Source organism: Streptomyces sp. NPDC020362 (assembly GCF_040642095.1).
Taxonomy (GTDB): Bacteria; Actinomycetota; Actinomycetes; order Streptomycetales; family Streptomycetaceae; genus Streptomyces.
Map to the genome: position 1 here is coordinate 1 of NZ_JBFAET010000204.1, position 15728 is coordinate 15728.

13 protein-coding genes and 1 pseudogene are annotated in these 15728 nt (G+C 72.5%); 9 read left to right on the forward strand and 5 right to left on the reverse strand.

Annotated features, from left to right (window positions below; all coding sequences use genetic code 11):
- Positions 1-776: pseudogene (locus tag AB0H32_RS40105) on the reverse strand (M4 family peptidase); the annotation flags it as partial.
- Between the two features lie 385 nt (positions 777-1161).
- Positions 1162-2877, reverse strand: a complete 1716-nt coding sequence (locus tag AB0H32_RS40110; protein WP_361131851.1) for an MOSC and FAD-binding oxidoreductase domain-containing protein — start codon at positions 2875-2877, stop codon at positions 1162-1164.
- A gap of 213 nt (positions 2878-3090) precedes the next feature.
- Between AB0H32_RS40110 and AB0H32_RS40115 the strand changes: the two genes are divergently transcribed.
- From AB0H32_RS40115 to AB0H32_RS40135, 5 genes are all read left to right on the forward strand, one after another.
- Positions 3091-3960 carry an alpha/beta hydrolase gene (locus tag AB0H32_RS40115; RefSeq protein WP_361131854.1) on the forward strand — a complete coding sequence of 290 codons (870 nt, stop codon included), beginning with the start codon at positions 3091-3093 and terminating at the stop codon, positions 3958-3960.
- Between the two features lie 117 nt (positions 3961-4077).
- The gene (locus AB0H32_RS40120; RefSeq protein WP_361131857.1) at positions 4078-4938 is read left to right on the forward strand and encodes a DUF427 domain-containing protein; all 861 of its coding nucleotides are present in this window, start codon (positions 4078-4080) and stop codon (positions 4936-4938) included.
- Positions 4939-5156: 218 nt separating this feature from the next.
- On the forward strand, positions 5157-6953 hold the full coding sequence (locus AB0H32_RS40125; RefSeq protein WP_361131860.1) for an alkaline phosphatase family protein: 1797 nt from the start codon (positions 5157-5159) through the stop codon (positions 6951-6953).
- 125 nt (positions 6954-7078) lie between these two features.
- A complete protein-coding gene (locus AB0H32_RS40130; protein ID WP_361131863.1) occupies positions 7079-8581 on the forward strand; it encodes a metallophosphoesterase in 1503 nt (500 codons plus the stop codon).
- Positions 8582-8648: 67 nt separating this feature from the next.
- A complete protein-coding gene (locus AB0H32_RS40135; RefSeq protein ID WP_361131866.1) occupies positions 8649-9677 on the forward strand; it encodes an LLM class flavin-dependent oxidoreductase in 1029 nt (342 codons plus the stop codon).
- 1 nt (position 9678) lies between these two features.
- Here AB0H32_RS40135 and AB0H32_RS40140 read toward each other — a convergent pair whose 3' ends face one another.
- Complete coding sequence (locus tag AB0H32_RS40140) at positions 9679-10662, reverse strand: TauD/TfdA family dioxygenase (RefSeq protein ID WP_361131869.1); 984 nt, start codon at positions 10660-10662, stop codon at positions 9679-9681.
- Between the two features lie 175 nt (positions 10663-10837).
- Positions 10838-11713 carry a helix-turn-helix transcriptional regulator gene (locus AB0H32_RS40145; RefSeq protein WP_361131872.1) on the reverse strand — a complete coding sequence of 292 codons (876 nt, stop codon included), beginning with the start codon at positions 11711-11713 and terminating at the stop codon, positions 10838-10840.
- Positions 11714-11861: 148 nt separating this feature from the next.
- Here AB0H32_RS40145 and AB0H32_RS40150 point away from each other — a divergent pair, with 148 nt between their 5' ends.
- Complete coding sequence (locus tag AB0H32_RS40150) at positions 11862-12725, forward strand: oxidoreductase (RefSeq protein ID WP_361131875.1); 864 nt, start codon at positions 11862-11864, stop codon at positions 12723-12725.
- A gap of 60 nt (positions 12726-12785) precedes the next feature.
- Positions 12786-13394 carry a DNA polymerase ligase N-terminal domain-containing protein gene (locus AB0H32_RS40155; protein ID WP_361131878.1) on the forward strand — a complete coding sequence of 203 codons (609 nt, stop codon included), beginning with the start codon at positions 12786-12788 and terminating at the stop codon, positions 13392-13394.
- Between the two features lie 513 nt (positions 13395-13907).
- Here the strand turns inward: AB0H32_RS40155 and AB0H32_RS40160 are convergent.
- Positions 13908-14339, reverse strand: a complete 432-nt coding sequence (locus tag AB0H32_RS40160) for a metalloregulator ArsR/SmtB family transcription factor (protein WP_361131880.1) — start codon at positions 14337-14339, stop codon at positions 13908-13910.
- A gap of 281 nt (positions 14340-14620) precedes the next feature.
- Here AB0H32_RS40160 and AB0H32_RS40165 point away from each other — a divergent pair, with 281 nt between their 5' ends.
- Complete coding sequence (locus tag AB0H32_RS40165) at positions 14621-15346, forward strand: MgtC/SapB family protein (RefSeq protein WP_361131883.1); 726 nt, start codon at positions 14621-14623, stop codon at positions 15344-15346.
- On the forward strand, positions 15343-15621 hold the full coding sequence (locus AB0H32_RS40170; protein WP_361131886.1) for a hypothetical protein: 279 nt from the start codon (positions 15343-15345) through the stop codon (positions 15619-15621). The genes AB0H32_RS40165 and AB0H32_RS40170 overlap by 4 nt, the downstream gene beginning before the upstream one ends.
- Positions 15622-15728 lie beyond the last annotated feature (107 nt).

Sequence of the window (15728 nt, forward strand, 5' to 3'; positions counted from 1 at the left end):
TACGTCTTGTGGCCGCCGCGCGCCCCGTCGGTCAGCGTGTAGTTCGACCCCGACTGGGTCGTGGTCAGCGACACCTGGCCGCTGTACTGGGTGTTGCCGATGCCGGTCCTGACCGCCTGGTAGCGGTACAGCTCCTTGCCCGTGGTGGCGTCGGTGACGACGTGGAGCTGACTGGGCGTGCCGTCGTCCTGGAAGCCGCCGATCACCGTCTCCCAGGCGAGCTTCGGGGTGCCGGTGCCGGCCCAGATCACCTTGCGGGCGGTGTCGGTGGTGGGCTTCTTCGCGTCGAGGACCTTCGCGGCCTCGAGGGCCTTGGTCTCGGCGGCGGACTTGGTGAAGGCCGCGGTGGTGGAGGCGACCTTGATCCGGTGCTTGTTGTTGTAGGTCGTGCTCACGGTGCCGGCCGCCAGGGAGGCGGGCGGGGTGTGCACGACGAGGTCGCCGCCGAGGACGGGGAGGCCGGCGTAGGTGCGCTCGTAACGGGTGTGCAGGGTCCCGTCGTTGTCCTTGACGACGTCCTTGACGACCAGCTTCTCCTGTGCGCCGAGGCCGAGGATGCGGGCCGTGGCGGAGGTCTGCTGCTGTGCGCTCTTGAAGAGCGCGGAGTGCTGGGCCGGGGTGAGTTTCGCCTCCAGGCCTCCGGTGCGGAGGGGGCTGGGGTGGGGGCCTGCGGGCTTGGCCGTCGCCGGAACCGCCTGGATGCCGACGGCGAGGAAGGCCGCCGTGGAGACCAGCGCTGCTCCGACCGTGGCCCGTCTGTGGGGATGACGTCTCACTCGTACTCCTCCTGCTGCGGCCGCCGGGTCGCGGCCGGTGACAGACCGGGCAGACGGGTGTGCTGCCCGGAACGAGCTGAGCTGTGCAGGGACCGAGGTCCGTGAACACACCGTGGAGGAACTGTGTGTTGGGGGAGGATTTCAGTCTTGACCCGCACATGTCAGCCACATGGCGGGCATTCGAGGGTTTTCCCTATGCCGTCCGGGCCGGCCGGCGGCCCGTGACGCTCTCGCAGTGTCGTACCGGTGTCCTGCATACGGAAGGGACACCGCAGGTGCGGTTGTGGCGGCCGGCAAGGGCGGCCTGCGGCGGCACGCGCCGGCGAGGCGGACCCGCTCTCCGGCCGGCGGGCGGCCGTGACTGCCGTGCGCGGCTTTCGGCCGATCAGAGGTCGAGCACGACTTCGGTGGACGGTTCGCTGCAGCAGACGAGGACGGTACCGGCCTCGGGCGGTTCGAGAGGCGGGGTGGTGTAGCTGACGTCGCCGGACACCAGCTGGGTGACGCAGGTGTGACAGACCCCGGTGCGGCAGGACCAGCGGGTGGGGATGTCGCAGGCTTCGGCGAGATCCAGCAGTGAGACGTGCGCGGGTGACCACGGGGTGGTGATGCCGCTGCGGGCGAAGGTGACGAGGGGGCCGGTGCCCGGCGGACCGGGCGGTCGGTGCGGCCGGACCGCGCTCGTGGGCGTCACTCCGGGATTGACGGCGGGCAGGGCGCCGAACTGTTCCGTGTGGATCCGCTCCGGACGCAGGCCCTGCCGGCGCAGGCCCGCGCCGAGGTCGTCCATGAAGGCGGGCGGCCCGCAGAGGTAGGCGTCCGCGTCGGCCGGAATGCCCATGGCGGCAAGGGATGCGGCGGTGGGGCGGCCCCGGGTGATGTGGCGCCCGTCCGCCTGCGCGGCGTCTTCGGCGGTGTAGTGGATGTGCTCGTGGGCGTCGGGGAGTCGAGCCAGAAGTGCGTGGGCCTCGTCCGCGAAGGCGTGATGGGCACGGTCGTGGGCGACGTGGATCCACCAGAGAGGGCGCGGATCCTGCACGGCGGCGAGCCGGTGGAGCATGGCGAGCACGGGGGTGGCGCCGATCCCGGCGGAGACGAGGACGACCGGGCGGGTGCCCTCCTCGAGCACGAACGTTCCGCGGGGGCTCGCGATGTCCACGAGGTCCCCGGAGTGCAGCACCTCGTGGAGGCGGTTGCTGACCTTCCCATGGGCCTCGCGTTTGACGCTGATGCGGTAGGTGTCGGCCGTGGGTGCGCAGGACAGGGAGTAACTGCGCACCGCGGGGCCGGAATCGCCCACGGGGACGCGGATGGAGAGGTACTGGCCCGGCCGGGCCTCGGGCAGGGGCCTGTCGTCGGTGGCGGTGAGGTAGATCGACGAGACGGAGGATGTCTCGGGGACGATGCGGGCGACGCGCATCGCCTTGAAGCCCGGCCATCCCGGTTCCTGTGCGGGCTGCCGGGCTGCGGCGAGCTCACGGAATGACTGCTGCCAACCGGGACTGAGGGCAGGGATGTTCAGCGCTTTGCGCAGCATCGCGGGATCGCGGCCGGGGAGATAGAGCAGTGCGTCGGTGTCGGCGACGCTGAGTTCCTCGGGACCTTTGCGGATCAGGGCGATCTCGTCGCCCGCCTGGACGCGCCCCTCGGTGAGGACGCGCAGGTAGAAGCCGGGGCGGTGATGGGCGACCAGCAGGGCGGCCATGGTCGGTTCGCCCAGGCGCATGCCGACGCGGTAGCACGTGACGCGCGGCTGGGTGACCTCGAACTCGGCCTCGCCGATGCGGTACCGGTCACCGATGCACACTTCGTCGTCCGGCAGCCCGTCGACCGTGAAGTTCTCCCCGAAGATCCCGAAGGTCAGGTCGTCGCGTCCGAGGTGCTTCTGCCAGTACTGGTAGGACTGCAGCTGGTAGACGAGCACGGCACGGATCTCGCCGCCGTGCCCGGCCAGGTCCCCCTGGCCGTCTCCGTCGACGTTCAGCCGGCGCACCGTCCGGGGTCCGTGCACGGGGGATTTCCACGCTCCGGTGCGGACGACCCTTCCCTGCCAGGAGACGTCCTCGGGCATTCCCACGTTGACGGAGAGCAGCGTCGCCATCGCGGACCTCCTGCGGGTGGCGGACCGGGGGCAACCCCTCATGGCGCTGTGCTGGTGCACTCGGGCCGATCCTAGTTGCGGGCGGGAGGTACCGCGCCTCGGCACTGCCGTCCGCACAAGCCCAATCTAACCACCAAATTCGCCTTGACAGGGTAGAGCGGACATGCTCGACTGGATGTATAACCACTAAAAGGCGATAGAGAGGTTAGAGACATGGACCCGGCAGTCCACCACCGCACCGCCACCGTCAGGGGTCTGGAGGTCTTCTACCGGGAGGCCGGAGACCGGGAGGCACCGGTCGTGCTCCTCCTCCACGGCTTCCCGACCAGCTCGCACATGTTCCGCCACCTGATCCCGGCGCTCGCCGACCGCTACCACGTGATCGCCCCCGACCACATCGGGTTCGGGCAGTCCGCCATGCCCTCCCCCAAGGACTTCCCGTACACCTTCGACGCCCTCACCGAGGTCACCTCCGGCCTGCTCCAGCACCTGGGCATCGGCCGATTCGCGATGTACGTCCAGGACTACGGCGCCCCCATCGGCTGGCGGCTCGCGCTGCGGTCCCCACAGCGCATCACCGCGATCATCACCCAGAACGGCAACGCCTACGAAGACGGCTTCGTCAAGCCGTTCTGGGACGGCGTCTTCGCCTACGCCAAGGCCCCGGGGCCGGACACCGAGGCGCCCATGCGCGGGGCCCTGACCTCCGAGGTCACCCGGTGGCAGTACGTGAACGGAGTCGCCGACCCCAGCCTGGTCAGCCCCGACAACTGGGTCCACGACCAGGCGCTGCTGGACCGCCCCGGCAACGACGAGATCCAGCTCAGGCTCTTCCGCGACTACCCCGGCAACGTGGACCTCTACCCGCAGGTGCACCGGTACTTCCGCGATGCGCAGGTCCCGCTGCTGGCGGTCTGGGGAGCGAATGACGAGATCTTCGGCCCCGAGGGCGCCAAGGCGTTCGGCCGGGACCTGCCCGGCGCCGAAATCCACCTGCTCGAATCCGGGCACTTCGCTCTGGAGAGCCACCTCGGGGCCATCACCGAGCACATCCGCGACTTCCTCGCCCGCGTCCTCGTCTGACGTGCCGACGCGGTCCGGGAGCCGACCGGCGCCCGCCGCCCCGACCGCCGGCAGCAGCCACCGCCCCCCTCGGGCGCACCCACGCGCCCGAACCGTCCCGTCCCGGAAGGACACGCCATGGGACTGTCCTGGCAGCAAGGCCCCCTCGCCTCGGGCGCCGTCGGACACTTCCTCGCTCCCGGCCCGCTGCCCGAGCGGCTGCTGTTCGCCGAGCGGCTGCGCCGCCGCATGCGGGTGAGGTTCGACGACGCCTGGATCGCCGACAGCGAGGACGTCGTCCTCCTGCACGAACCGGGCCGTTACCCGGTCGCCTACTTCCCGCGCACGGACATCGACGAGAAGGCCCTGGTCGGCACCGGCAAGGTCACCCGGCACAAGGATCTCGGCGAGACGGCCTGGTACACGGTACGGGCGGGCGGGCGCACCACCGAGCGCGCCGCCTGGGAGTTCACCGCGCTCCCCGATCACGCCGCCGGCCTCCGGGGCCGTATCGCCTTCGCCTGGCGGGCCATGGACGCCTTCTACGAGGAGGACGAACGCATCCTGGGGCACGCCGCGGACCCGTACCACCGCATCGACATCCGCGCCGCCTCCCGGACCCTCGAAGTCCGGCTCGGCGACTGCGTGATCGCCCGGTCGGAGCACCCCGTGGTGCTCTACGAGTCCGGATTCGCCCCGCGCTGGTACGTCCCGCGCGCCGACATCGACGAGAGCCGGCTGCGGCTCGCCGAAGGCCCGACATTCTGCCCCTACAAAGGCCTGTGCGACTACTACGACATCGGCGACGCACCGCGCGCTGCCTGGTCGTACCGCAACGCCTACCGGGAGGTCGGCAGGATCGGCGACATGGTGTCGTTCGAACCGGACAGGGTCGAGGTCCACCTGGACGGCACGCGCCTGCGCCCCGAACCCGGGCAGAACGTCGTCCCCCACGGCATCGACCGCGGCCTCGACGTCGACGAGGTCACACCGCACTGACACCACAGGGCGCCGGACGCCCTGGCTCCGTGCCGACCGGCGATGCCCCGCAGCGCGCCGCCGCCCGACCGACTCCGCGCCAACTTGTCTGGTCAAGTTTGGCCTTGGTTCTTCCGTTCGACAGCACCGGCCGATACCCATGTCCCGTTCATCGTGCACAGCCGGGCCGCAGGGCCCGCACGACACCCTCTTCAACGGGACGAGGTACACCAATGCGCATGCGCTGGAGATCCCTCGGTGGGCTGCTCGCCCTCCTCGGCGCACTCATCGTCTGCGCTCCGCCGGGCCACGCGGCCGGGAGCAGCGGCAATCTGATCGTCAACGGCGACGCGGAGGCCGGCGGTTACTGCACCGACGACTGGGCCGCGGCCACCACGGTGCCCGGCTGGACCACCCAGGCCGGCGGGCCGGACGTCATGTGCCACAGCGTCGGGTCCTTCGGGCTGCCCGGCGACGGCAACGCCCCGGGCAAGGCCTTCTTCGGGCCCGGCAACTTCGGTGACGGCTCGATGACGCAGACCGTGGACGTCTCCTCCGCGGCCACGGCCATCGACGGCGGAGGCGTGGGCTACCACCTCTCCGGCTGGCTCGGCGGCTGGACCGTCTACAGCGGATACGTCGCGGTCGGGCTGCACTTCCGCGACGCGGCCGGCCACCCGCTCGGCACGACGGCCAAGCTCCCGACGGTGTCCGCGTCCGACCGGGGCCAGGCCACCAAGTTCCTCTCCCGCAGCACCACCGGAACGGTCCCCGCGGGGACCCGCTCCGTCCAGGTCGAGGTGCAGTTCCTGTCGACGTCCCACGAGACCGGCTACCTCGACAACCTCTCCCTCACCCTGGACACCCCCGTGACCGCGCCGGCCCCGCTCGCCCCGCCCGTGTCGAAGGTGCCCGGCTACGACCACGTGTTCATGGTCATGATGGAGAACACCGACTACTCCGAGGTCATGAACGACCCGGCCGACACGCCCTACATGCACAGCCTGATGGCCCAGGGCGCGACGCTGAACGACTTCCACGGCGTCTACCACCCGAGCGACGAGAACTACCTCGCCGTCGCCGGCGGCGACACCTACGCCAAGGGCGCCACCTACTGGCCGAACATCAACTCCCCGCAGCGCAACCTGGGCGACACCCTGGAGGCGGCCGGCAAGAGCTGGAAGGCCTACGAGCAGGGCATGGGCACGCCCTGCAACACCAGCAACGCGAACGACAGCTACTACGAGCCCGACGACGCGCCGTTCATCAACTACACGGACATCAGCGGGAATCCGTCCCGCTGCGCCGCCCACCTCTTCGACACCTCGCAGCTGACCACCGACCTGAAATCGGCCTCGACCACGCCGAACTTCTCCTGGATCGCCGCGGACGACTACTACGACGGCGAGGCCTCCGGCAACGGCAGCGCCACCAGCCTGAAGACGCAGGACGGCTGGCTGAAGCAGACCCTCGCCCCGGTGCTGTCCTCCCCCGCGTGGACCCAGCAGCGCTCCCTGCTGGTGCTCACCTGGGACGAGAGCCAGGGCGAGGCGTACAACCACATCGCCACGACGGTCGTCGGGTCGCAGGGCACCGTCCCGGCCGGGACCAGCAGCCCGGCCCACTACGACCACTACGGCATCGCCCGCACCGTCGAGGCGGCCCTCGGCCTGCCCGGGCTGACCGGCAACGACACCTACGCGACGCCGCTGAACGCCGCGTTCGCGCCGTCCACCGCGACGGCGCCCACGCTCACCGGCGACCTGAACGCGGTCTCCGACGGCGGCAACGTCACCTTCCGGTACTCGGTGCCGTCCGCTGCGCAGGTGAACGCGAAGAACTGGATCGGCATCTACCCGGCGGGCGTCACCCCCGGCCGGCAGTCCTCGCTCACCTGGTCCTACGCCCCGAACGCCGCCGGAGCGGCGACCTTCTCCACCGGCAAGCTGCACGGCACGGGCACGTACGACGCCTACTACCTGGCCAATGACGGCTATTCGGTACTGGCCGGGCCGTTCTCCCTGACCGTGGGCTGATCCGCCCGGGCGGGTCGCAGACTCGCGGCGGGCTCCGGGTGCGGCGGCAGCGCCGCACCCGGAGCCGTATCCGCTGCCGGGCCCCTCCGGCCGGGCGGGACAGGCTCGTTGTTACCGTGCACGGCGTGTCTGACTCCTCACGCGATACCGCGCAGGGCGCCGGCTGGGGCTCGGCCGAACCCGGCGCCTACCAGCAACTCATGCCCACCCACGTGGAGAAGCTGTCGTGGCTGAACCCGAGGACCCTGTGGGCCGCCAGGAACGGGGTGCTCGCGTCCTGGTTCGGCGATCCGACGGGCCGTACCCGCAGCCGCTGGGTGGCCCGGCAGGCCGAAGCCGGAGCACCCGCCGACAAGGTGATCCGCCGGGAGGTACCGGACCGGTTCTCCTTCATGGTCATCGGCGACACGGGTGAGGGCGATGCCTGCCAGTACTCCGTCGTACCGGGCTTTCTGAAAGCCGGTCAGGACACCGACTTCGCGGTGATCGCGAGCGACGTGATCTATCCCGTGGGCAGCGCGGACGACTACGACACCAAGTTCTTCCGGCCGTACCAGGACTACCCGGCTCCCATATACGCGATACCGGGCAACCACGACTGGTACGAGGACCTCGGCGCGTTCATGCGCGTCTTCTGCGCCGGCACACCGCCGCTCGCCCCCGAGCCCGCGCCCCGCCCGCTCAGCCGGGCCTGGTGGCGCGGACTCCTGTGGCACCGGCCGCGCCCGACGGACGGTCAGCACCTTCCCGATGCCCGGAAGTTGCGATCGGCACCGGAGCAACAGAGCGTGCAGCCCGGGCCGTACTGGGCGATCGACGCCGGGCCGGTCAGGATCGTCGGCATCGACACCGGACTGCTCGGCACGATCGACGCCGAACAGGGCGCGTGGCTGCGGGAGATCTCCCGCGGAGAGAAGCCGAAGATCCTGATCACCGGCTCGCCGCTGTACGTCGACGGCGAGCACCACCCCTGCGCCATCGAGGGCGGCGGCACGGTCGACGACATCGTCCGCGCCCCGGAGCACCACTACGTGGCCGCGATCGGCGGCGACATCCACAACTACCAGCGCTACCCGGTCGACGTGGACGGCCGGACCGTCCAGTACGTCGTTGCGGGCGGCGGCGGTGCGTTCATGCACGCCACGCACACCATCCCGCGGGTGTCGGTCGCGAACGTCACCGAACGGGACTTCCGCTGCTACCCGCTGCGCGGCGACTCGCTGGCCTTCTACAGCCGCCTGTACGGCCGCCGTCTGCGCCTGCGCCGCTTCTTCGCCCTCACCGAGTCCGAGGCGACGGCCGTCGTGGCCGAGCGGCTCGGCATCGAGCCGGGCCGGGCGCCCGGCCCGGACACCCGGGTTACCCGGCGCACCCGCCTGGTCGCGAGCCTGCTGGGCACCGGCGGGCGCCCCGACCGCACCTCCCGCTTCCGGCTGCCGGTGCGCAAGCTCTACACCCAGTTGTTCTCGCCCGGCTCCGCCACCTACAGCCCGCCGTTCTTCAAGTGCTTCCTGCGCCTGGACGTGACTCCGGAGGCGGTACGGCTGCGCTGCTTCGCCGCGACGGGCAACCGGGCCCAGGAGCTGGATCCGCCGGTCGAGGACGAGATCACCATCCCGCTGAAGTGATCACACGGCTGTCACATTCGCCTGCCAGAATCGAAGGGGAAGCGTCGTACGCCCGCCGGAGGAGCCCGTGCCGTCCACCCACCGCCCGCTGCGCAAGCTGGGCTTCCTCACGATCGGCCTGTTCGACGCCGCCGACCCGGGCCGCGGCCACGCGTCCACGCTGGAGATCATCGAGCTGGGCGAGCGGCTGGGCTTCGACAGCGCCTGGGTACGTCACCGCCATCTCCAGTACGGCATCTCGTCCCCCGTCGCGGTGCTGGCGGCAGCCTCGCAGCGCACCCGCCGCATCGAGCTGGGCACCGCGGTGATCCCGCTGGGCTGGGAGAACCCGCTGCGCCTGGCCGAGGACCTGGCGACCGTGGACATCCTGTCCGGCGGCCGCCTGAACCCCGGGGTCAGCGTGGGCCCGCCGATGCACTTCGAGCAGGTCAAGGAGGCCCTGTACCCGGACACCGCGGACACCGAGGACTTCGGCTACGAACGGGTCCGGCGGCTGCTGGACTTCGTGCGCGGCAGGCCGGCCACCGAATTCAGCGGGGTGGAGGGCTTCGAGGTGTTCTCCGACGTCGTCCAGCCGCACTCCCCCGGGCTCGGCCGCCGGCTGTGGTACGGCGGCGCCAGTCTCGGCTCGGCACGCCGGGCGGGCGAGCACGGGATGAACCTCCTGACCAGCAGCGTCGTCAAGGCCGAGGACCCGGAAGGCCCCCTGGACTTCGCGGAGATCCAGCTGTCCCACATCCGCGCGTTCCGCGCCCGCCACCCCGACGGGGACACGGCCCGCGTCTCCCAGGGCCTGGTGGTGATCCCCACGGACTCCGCGAGCCCGGGGCAGCGGGCCAAGTACGAGCAGTACGCGGCGAAGCGCCTGCCCCGGACGGCCTCCCCGCAGGGTCCGGCACGGCTCCTGTTCGCACCGGACCTGGTCGGCACCTCCGTCGAACTCGCCGAGCGGCTGCACGCACACGCCGCGTTCCGCGAGATCGACGAGGTGGCGTTCGCGCTGCCCTTCACCTTCGAGCACGAGGACTACGTCCAGATCCTCACGGACATGGCGACGAAGCTGGGCCCGGCTCTGGGGTGGCGGCCGGCGGGCTGACTCACCAGCGGCCCGGCTCCGTGCCGGTGACCGCCTCGGACGGCGTGCCGTCCACGCCCACCGGTACGTCGCCCGCGAGCATCACCCGGTGCATGATCCGGGGAAAGCCCAGGTGGGCGCTGTCGCTGGGGGCCAGGTGGATGGTGGCCCGGTTGTCCCAGAAGGCGACGCTGCCGGGTTCCCAGCGGAAGCGGACCGTGTACTCGGGGCGCACCGCCTGCTCCAGGAGCATCTCCAGCAGGGCCGCGCTCTCCGGTCGGGAGACGTCGGTGATCTGCTCCAGGTAGTAGCCGTTGACGAACAGCACCCGCTCCCCGGTCTCCGGGTGCACGCGCACCAGCGGGTGCACGGAGGCGACCTGATGGTCCAGCAGATGGCGGACGTAGGCGTCGTCGCCGGGCCGCGGCTGGTAGCCGACACCGAGCCGGTGCTCGGCGCGCAGCCCGTCCACGAAGGCGCGGACCGGCGCCGACAGCCCCGCGTAGGCGGCCGCCAGGTTGGCCCAGGTGGTGTCCCCGCCGTACGGCGGAACGGTCTCGGCGCGCAGGACGGTCGCGGCCGGCGGGTCGATGCGGGCGCCGTGGTCGCAGTGCCAGCCCCGCAGCAGGGTGTGCCGGCGGCGCTGCAGCCACTCCTGGTGGTCCATGCCGAAACGTCCGCCCAGCTCCAGCCGGTCCGCGGTGGTCTCCACCTCGGGGACGCCGGCCGGGGAGGCGCTGCCGCGCCGGCCGAGCACGACCGGCTCGCCGAAGCGGCGGGCGAAGGCGACGTGCCCGGCGTGGTCCAGGCGCTGCCCGCGGAAGAACACCACCTTCCGGCGCAGCACCTCCTCCCTGATCAGGGACACCACGGCGGCGTCGAGGGGCTCCGCCAGGTCGACGCCGGTGATCTCGGCGCCGATGTGCCCGGCCACCGGCCGCACTTCGACGCCCTCGACCGGCTCCGCCTGCCCGGCTCGCGCCGCTGTGCCCCTGTCCGTCGTCATGCGCGCTCCGAAGGTCGTCCGTACGGGCTCTGCAAAGATCGTGGCAGTCGTGGGGCGTGTTGGCGACAGGGCAGGGTCGGCTCGCGGTCCCGGCATCTCTCGTCCCCGGGTGACGGCGCTCGACGCCGCGGGCGGCACGGGCGGCACGGGCGAGGAACCGTCCCGCCGTGGCCGGTCACCCCTCCTCGGCGTGTTCCTTCGGGGCGCCGGACCGGGGCGCGGCAAGGCTGCCGAGGATGTCGAGGAGTTCGGCGCTGCGGCTGCCGGGCTCGGCGTGGAAGACGACCAGGGTGAGTCCGTCGGTGCCGTCCACGGAGAGCTTGTTCGAGTGCAGGTCGAGGTCGCCGACCTGCGGGTGGCTCAGGTGGCTGACCCTGCCGCGCCGGGGCCGTACGTCGTGCCGGGCCCAGAGCGTGCGGAAGCGTTCGCTGCGCAGCGACAGCTCGCCGACCAGGTCGCGCAGCCGGGGGTCGTCGGTGTCGAGTCCGGCGCCCGCGCGCAGGGCGGCCACGCCCTCCTCGGTGAGGTCCTCCCAGTCCCGGCGCAGTGCGCGCTCGGCGGGGTCGAGGAGGACGGCCCGCAGCAGGTTGACGCCGGGCGTGTAGTTCGGGGTGAGGGCCGTGGCCAGGGTGTTGGCGGCGAGGCACTCGGTGTACCGGTTCTGGATGTAGGCGGGGTTGCGGGGCCAGCCGTCGATCAGCTGGAGGAGGCTGGAGGACACCTTTTCCGGGCGGCGTGCCGCCCCGGCGCGGGACGGGCGGCGTGCGCCCGCGGGGCGGTCCTGGGCCAGGCCGAGGAGGTGGGAGGTGGCGTCGGCGTCCAGCCGCAGCACGCGGGCGATCGCCTGGAGGACCTGCGCGGACGGGTTGCGGTCGCGGCCCTGCTCCAGGCGCAGGTAGTAGTCGGAGCTGATGCCGGAGAGCATCGCGACCTCCTCGCGGCGCAGCCCCGGCACCCGGCGCAGGCCCGAGCCGGGCAGCCCCACGTCCTCGGGCCGGACCTGCGCCCGGCGGGCGCGCAGGAACTCGCCGAGCGCGTTCGTACCGTCCATGACACCACCGTACGGCCGTGCCGTTGACGGTGACTGTCCCTGCCGCTCCCAGGAACGCGGGGGCACTGCCGCCCGGGGAGCGTCCGTCGCACCGTGGAGAGAGGCCACCGAAGGCACCGGTGGCCCGGCACATCACGAGAGGTACGACATGACTGAACAGCTCGGCGGCACCGTCACCCCGGCGCACGGTCTGGCCCTGACCCGCATCGGCTACGGCGCCATGCAGCTGGCGGGGCCGCACGTCTTCGGCCCGCCGAATGACCGGGCGCGGGCCGTTGCGGTGCTCCGCGCGGCGGTGGAGGCGGGCATCACCCACATCGACACCGCCGACTTCTACGGCCCCGTGGTCGTCAACGAGATCATCAGGGAGGCCCTGCACCCCTACCCGGACGGCCTGCACGTCGTCACCAAGGTCGGTGCCCGGCGGGGAGCCGACGGCAGCTGGATCGTCTCCCGGCACCCCGAGGACCTGAAGGCGCAGGTGTACGACAACCTGCGCAGCCTCGGCGTGGAGACGCTGGACGTGGTCAATCTGCGGCTGGGCGACATGGACACCCCGAACGAGGACTCCGTCGCCGAGCAGTTCGGCGCCCTGGCGGAGCTGCGGCAGCAGGGCCTCGTCCGTCACCTCGGGCTGAGCACCGCGTCCCTGGCCCAGCTGGAGGAGGCGCGGGCGATCGCACCCGTGGTCGAGGTGCAGAACCTGTACAACCTCGCCAACCGGCAGGACGACGCCCTGGTGGAGCGGACGGCGGCACAGGACATCGCCTTCGTGCCGTACTTCCCGCTCGGCGGTTTCACGCCGTTGCAGTCGGAGACGCTGTCGAAGGCCGCGGCCCGGCTGGGAGCCTCGCCGCAGCAGGTCGCCCTGGCCTGGCTGCTGCGCCGCTCCCCGAACATCGCGGTCATCCCCGGCACCTCGTCCCCTCAGCACCTGCGCGAGAACATCGCCGCGGCCGCGCTGGTCCTCCCGCAGGACACGGTGACGGAGCTGGACGGCATCGGCGGCTGAAGGGCCGGTCCCGGGGTACTCGGGGGCCCGTGAGGCGGACCGCACGGAAGGGAGCCGCTGGTGGCGGAGGAGGACCGGCTGCTGACCTACCGCGGCAAGCGCGACTTCGAGCGGACCGGCGAGCCGTCGGGGAGGGCGGCCGAGTCCGCGGGCGGGGAGCCTCGGTTCGTGGTGCAGATCCACGACGCGCGCCGGATGCACTTCGACTTCCGGCTCCAGGTGGACGACGTGCTGAAGTCCTGGTCCGTCCCGAAGGGTCCGTCCACGGATCCCGCGGACAGGCGGCTGGCCGTGCCCACCGAGGACCACCCGCTGGAGTACGAGGACTTCGAGGGCGTGATCCCGAGGGGCGAGTACGGGGGCGGCACCGTGATCGTCTGGGACAACGGCACCTACGAGCCCCTCAGCCATGACCGCACGGGGCGTCCGGTCGACTTCGCCCAGTCCCTCGCACTCGGGCACGCCACCTTCCGGCTGCACGGCACCAAGCTGCACGGCGACTACGCCCTCACCCGCTTCCGCAGCGGCCAGGACGAGGAGGAGGCCTGGCTGCTGGTGCGCAAGGGCCCGGCCCGGGCGGCGGGCCACAGCACCCCCGATCCCCGGCGCGCCCGCTCGGTCCGCACCGGCCGCACCCTCGCCCAGGTCGCCGCGGACAGCAGGTGGTGACCGGCGGCGCCGAGTCCCCCGGACGCCCTGCCCGCACGGCGCGGCGTCCTCACCCGGCGGCGCCGTGATGTCCGGGAACGCGGCGCACTCGGACGCACACCCCGCCTATTTGCATATCGACGCAACAAGAGGCGCACTCGTGGGGTCGGGTCCGGTGCGCGCCGTGCGCGTGGCCGGGCCGGCCTCGCCCACCTCACGGCCGAGCGGCCCCGCCGTCCCGCCGTCCCGCCGTCCCGCCGTCCCGCCGTCCCGCCGACGGCGAACTGCTGCTGGAGGCTGTCGGCCTGACCAAGTCGTACGCCGGCGCCGACGGCGGACTGCCCGTCCCGTCCGGCATCGATCTGCAGGTCCGCGCCGGTCAAGTCGTCGCCCTGCTCGGCAAGTCGGGCTCGGGCAAGCCCGCGCTCCCCTACGACGCCGAGCCGCAGGAGTACCACCTCGACGAGCACGACGACCTGCGCCTGGCGGCCACTGCCGCGGGGCACGACGGAGCCGGGAGTGCAGCCGGAGGTGTCAGTGGCCCGTGGCCGTCCGCCGGACCCCGGCCACCCGCGTGGGGGCGCGCCGCTCCTGCACGGCGGCCGTCTGCCCGACGGCTGCGACAGCCGCCCGTCCTGCTTCTTCCGCCGGGACGCCCCGGGCGGCCGCGTCCGCGGCCAGCACCGCACTCTCCAGCAGCGCCCGCACCTGCGGGCCGGCGGCCCGGTAGAAGATGCGGGTGCCCTCCCGCCGCGACGTGACCAGTCCGGCCGCGCGCAGCTTCGCCAGGTGCTGGGAAGTGGCCGCGACGTGCGCCTCGATCAGTTCGGCCAGCGAGCCGACCGGCAGCTCCCGCTCGCTCAGCGCCCACAGCAGCCGGTGGCGCGACGGGTCGGCGACCGCCTTGAGCACCGCCACCGAGCGCGCGGCCCGCTCCTCGTCCCACGACGCTACTTGCGCTTCCATGCAAAGAGAGTAGCCCGTGACACACGGGGCGCCTCGCGCGCGCTAATTGCGTAAATATGCAAATATAGGGAGGGTGTCGAGGAGCCCGGAGGCGCGGCTCCGGCCCGAATCGAGGAGGAGGTGAGCGACATGGACTGCAGCAGTAGTCCGGGCCGCACCAGGCCCCGCATCCCCGTGTCCCCCTGCTCCTCGGGCATCCGGTAACCCCCGGCTCCACGGCCGGGCGCGTGGCCGCCATGCCCTCGACCCGTCCCGCTCCGGCGGGGCGAGGGGAGGTTCCCATGGCGAACCTGACCACCGTCGACTTCGCACTGCGTCTCGCGACCGGCGTCGCCTGCGGCGCCCTGATCGGCATCGAACGGCAGTGGCGCGCCCGCATGGCCGGACTGCGCACCAACGCCCTCGTGGCCGTCGGCGCCGCGTTCTTCGCCCTCTCCAGCGAGGCGGTCGGCGACGCCGGCAGCCCGACCCGGGTCGCCTCCCGCGTCGTCTCCGGCATCGGCTTCCTCGGCGGCGGCGTCATCCTGCGCGGCGGCGGCGTGCGCAGCCTCAACACGGCGGCCACCCTGTGGTGTTCGGCCGCCATCGGTGTCCTCGCCGCCTCCGGCCGGCTGGTGCTGTGCCTCATCGGAACGTCCGGCGTGCTCGCCGTGCGCCTGATGCTGCGCCCCGCGGGCCGGATGATCGACCGCGTTCCGCAGCGCGACCCCGACAACGAGGACGTCCGCGCCACCGTCCACCTCTGGTGCGAGCGGGGCGACCGGACGCATGTCCGGGCGCTGCTGTCGCAGGCCCTCGCGGGCGACGGGCTCGCGCCCACCGGCCTCAGGGGGCGGCGCGACGGCGAGGGGGGCACCAGCCTGCGGGCCGCCGTCCCGCTGAACGGTGACCCCGCCCGCGCCCTGGAGCAGCCGATCGCCCGCCTGTCCCCGGGGCCGGGCGTCCGCGACCTGCACCGGCACCCGGACGACACGGCCCTCGACCCGGAGCGGGAGGCAGCGGCATGAACGACCTCGACACCCGTCGCGCCCGCCACGCCGTCCGCCGGGCCGCCCGCCAACTGGCGGAGGACGCCCCGAGGCTGACCGCCGGCTCCGCGAGCGCCCTGCGGGCCGGGCTCGCCGTCCGCACCGCCTGCCTCCGCAGGGCCGCACTCGCCGCCTGGCTCACCGGCATACCCGAGCACGTGATCGCCGCCGACAGCCGTGTGCCCGTGGCGGTCGTGCACCACTGGATCGCGGCACGGTACGCGCCGCACCACCCCGACGACGGGCGGCGGTGACGGAGGACGCCGGTCACACTGGTCGCACCGGTGACGCCGGTGACGCCGGTGACGCCGCGGCGCAGCGCCCGCGCGGCCCGGTGAATCCGGGTCACCGGGTTCCGGCC